Annotated in this window: 6 protein-coding genes; 5 read left to right on the forward strand and 1 reads right to left on the reverse strand. The window is 72.6% G+C overall.

The window, feature by feature from the left end; all coding sequences use genetic code 11:
- The 4 genes from ACFC02_RS42250 to ACFC02_RS42265 all read left to right on the forward strand — a co-directional run.
- A partial coding sequence (locus ACFC02_RS42250) for a carboxyl transferase domain-containing protein (RefSeq protein ID WP_376368295.1) occupies positions 1-305 on the forward strand: 305 nt, incomplete at its 5' end.
- Positions 306-321: 16 nt separating this feature from the next.
- The gene (locus tag ACFC02_RS42255) at positions 322-531 is read left to right on the forward strand and encodes an acyl-CoA carboxylase epsilon subunit (protein ID WP_376368297.1); all 210 of its coding nucleotides are present in this window, start codon (positions 322-324) and stop codon (positions 529-531) included.
- 111 nt (positions 532-642) lie between these two features.
- A complete protein-coding gene (mmpB, locus tag ACFC02_RS42260) occupies positions 643-771 on the forward strand; it encodes a morphogenic membrane protein MmpB (RefSeq protein ID WP_376368299.1) in 129 nt (42 codons plus the stop codon).
- Between the two features lie 31 nt (positions 772-802).
- Positions 803-1,426, forward strand: a complete 624-nt coding sequence (locus tag ACFC02_RS42265) for a nucleoside triphosphate pyrophosphatase (RefSeq protein ID WP_376368301.1) — start codon at positions 803-805, stop codon at positions 1,424-1,426.
- Between the two features lie 132 nt (positions 1,427-1,558).
- On the opposite strand, the gene ACFC02_RS42270 is transcribed toward ACFC02_RS42265, so the two are convergent.
- Complete coding sequence (locus ACFC02_RS42270; protein ID WP_376368303.1) at positions 1,559-2,056, reverse strand: hypothetical protein; 498 nt, start codon at positions 2,054-2,056, stop codon at positions 1,559-1,561.
- Positions 2,057-2,429: 373 nt separating this feature from the next.
- Between ACFC02_RS42270 and ACFC02_RS42275 the strand changes: the two genes are divergently transcribed.
- The coding region (locus ACFC02_RS42275; protein WP_157847070.1) for a biotin carboxylase N-terminal domain-containing protein at positions 2,430-2,529 on the forward strand (100 nt) is incomplete at its 3' end.

Genomic DNA, 2,529 nt, shown 5'->3' on the forward strand with positions numbered 1-2,529 from the left:
GCGCCGACCTCAACCTCGCCTGGCCCACCGCCCAGATCGCCGTCATGGGCGCCCAGGGCGCCGTCAACATCCTGCACCGCCGCACCATCACCGACGCCGGCGACGACGCCGACACCACCCGCGCCCGCCTCATCCGCGAGTACGAGGACACCCTCCTCAACCCCTACACCGCCGCCGAACGCGGCTACGTCGACGCCGTGATCACCCCCTCCGACACCCGCTCCCACATCATCCGCGGCCTGCGTCACCTGCGCACCAAACGGGAAACCCTCCCCCCGAAGAAGCACGGCAACATCCCCCTGTGAGCCCCTGGGAGACCACATGACCATCAAGGTCGTACGAGGCAACCCCACCCCGGAGGAGCTGGCCGCCGCACTGGCGGTGGTCCGGGCGCGCGCCGCGGCGGCGGCCGACCGTCCGTCCGGCGCGCCCCGCCCCCGGGACTCCTGGGCCGACCCGTCCCGCATCGCCGACCACCGGATCCCCCGCCCCGGCCCGGCGGCCTGGTCCCGCACGTACTGGCCCGGCTGACCGCCCCGGGCCCGGCCCCGAGCCACCCCCAGGACGCCCGGGGCCGCCCCGGCGCCAACTTGAGTACGCGTACTCAGGCGCCGCACCCGCCCGTCGCCGGACCATCGAGGAATGCTGTGGTCCGACCCCGAGAACGAGCCGCCGAAGGAACTGCGCGACATGCAGGCCATGTTGCGGCGGCTCGGTGTTCTCGTGGCGCTGGCCATGGTGGTCGCGATGGTGGCGATCGGTCTGAGGTGAGCGCTGCCGCCTGCGCCGATACGCTGGCCGCATGACTGACCAGCCGCGCCGCCGACTCGTACTCGCCTCCCAGTCCCCCGCCCGGCTCGCTCTGCTCCGGCAGGCCGGGCTGGACCCGGAGGTGATCGTCAGCGGGGTCGACGAGGACGCGATCACCGCGCCCACGCCCGCCGAACTGGCGCTCGCCCTCGCCGAGGCGAAGGCCTCCGTAGTGGCGGCCCGGCCGGAGGTCAAGGGCGCCCTGGTGATCGGCTGCGACTCGGTGCTGGACCTCGACGGCCGGGCCCTCGGCAAGCCCGCCGACGCCGAGGAGGCGCTCGCCCGCTGGAAGGCGATGCGCGGAAGGGCCGGGACGCTCCAGACCGGGCACTGCGTCTGGGACACGGCCGGCGGCCGTCACGCCGCGGCCACCGCCTCCACCGTGGTCCGCTTCGGCGAGCCGACGGACGAGGAGATCGCCGCGTACGTCGCCTCGGGCGAGCCCCTCCACGTGGCCGGCGCCTTCACGCTGGACGGCCGTTCGGCCCCGTTCATCGACGGCATCGACGGCGACCACGGCAACGTCATCGGCCTCAGCCTGCCCCTGCTGCGCAGGCTGCTGGCGGAACTCGGCGTGGGTATCACCGAGTTGTGGGCCCCGGCCGAGGAGAACTGAGTCCGCCCTGAGGTACCGGGCCGGTCAGGGGACCGCGGGCTCGGCCGAGCGACCGTGCCTGAGGTACCGGGCCGGGCAGAGGGCCGCGGGCCAGGCCTGCGGCCGTGGGCGCGGCGGGGAGCCGAGGCCGGTTCAGGGGGCCGTGGGCTCGGCCGGAGGGGCCGCCGGGGCCGGCCCGCGCGGCCCGCCGCCCTGCGGGCCGCCCGCCGACGCGCCGGCCCGCGGTTCCCGCGGCTCCGCCTGCGGGTCGTACGTCATCAGGAGCAGCACGATCAGCGCCAGTACGACGATCATGAACAGGAACGCCGCCCAGCCCACCAGTCCCCATGCGAAGGCGCCCAGCAGCGCGTGGACCACGGCCGCGCTGACGAGCAGCCCGCGTCCGAACCCGGCCGGGCGGCGGCCCCGCACGGCGACGAGCAGGGCGACCAGAGCGCACAGGGCGAGGTAGAGGCCGAAGACCACTCCGGCGATCTTCGAGGACGTCGACATCATGTTCGAGTCCAGACCGGCCAGGGACATCCGCTGCCGGTGGACGACCTCACCGAGGAGCCAGTTCACCGCCGCGAAGCCGAGGGCCTCCGCGAAGAGCACGACCGCCACGACCCATGCCACCGGTCTGCGCACCACCGGATCCACCCACTTCCGACCACCGCTCCACCCGGAGCCCTGTTACCGCCAGTACTGTCAGACATCGCGAACGCTACTAACCGGTAAACCTGGGGACAAGGGTCCTGCCGAGGGCAAAGATTCATTGGGCCATTCGTAGGGACTCCACAAAGAAACGAAGTGGGCCGCAGCACCCTCTCACAGAGACCTTGACCACACCGGCGGGCTAGGGTTTTCCGAAGGAGTCCTGCGTACCAAGGTGCGACTAGGGCTTTCGCGGGTCGAGCGAGCCTCGAATCACGCTCCGTGTGGGCAAGCTCACCATTGGGGACGGGTCGAAGTGCCGTGTCGGCAGTCCCTAAACTCGGCTTGTTTCAAGGAGGGAGCCTCAATCGTGCGCAAGGTGCTCATCGCCAACCGTGGCGAAATCGCTGTCCGCGTGGCCCGGGCCTGCCGGGACGCCGGGATCGCGAGCGTGGCCGTCTACGCGGACC

Origin of the sequence: Streptomyces sp. NPDC056160 (genome assembly GCF_042268205.1) — a bacterium.
Lineage (GTDB): Bacteria > Actinomycetota > Actinomycetes > Streptomycetales > Streptomycetaceae > Streptomyces.

Coding starts and splice junctions, on each gene's coding strand:
- ACFC02_RS42255 (WP_376368297.1), top strand. CDS start 322: ATGACCATCAAGGTCGTACGAGGCAACCCCACCCCGGAGGAGCTGGCC.
- ACFC02_RS42265 (WP_376368301.1), top strand. CDS start 803: ATGACTGACCAGCCGCGCCGCCGACTCGTACTCGCCTCCCAGTCCCCC.
- mmpB (WP_376368299.1), top strand. CDS start 643: ATGCTGTGGTCCGACCCCGAGAACGAGCCGCCGAAGGAACTGCGCGAC.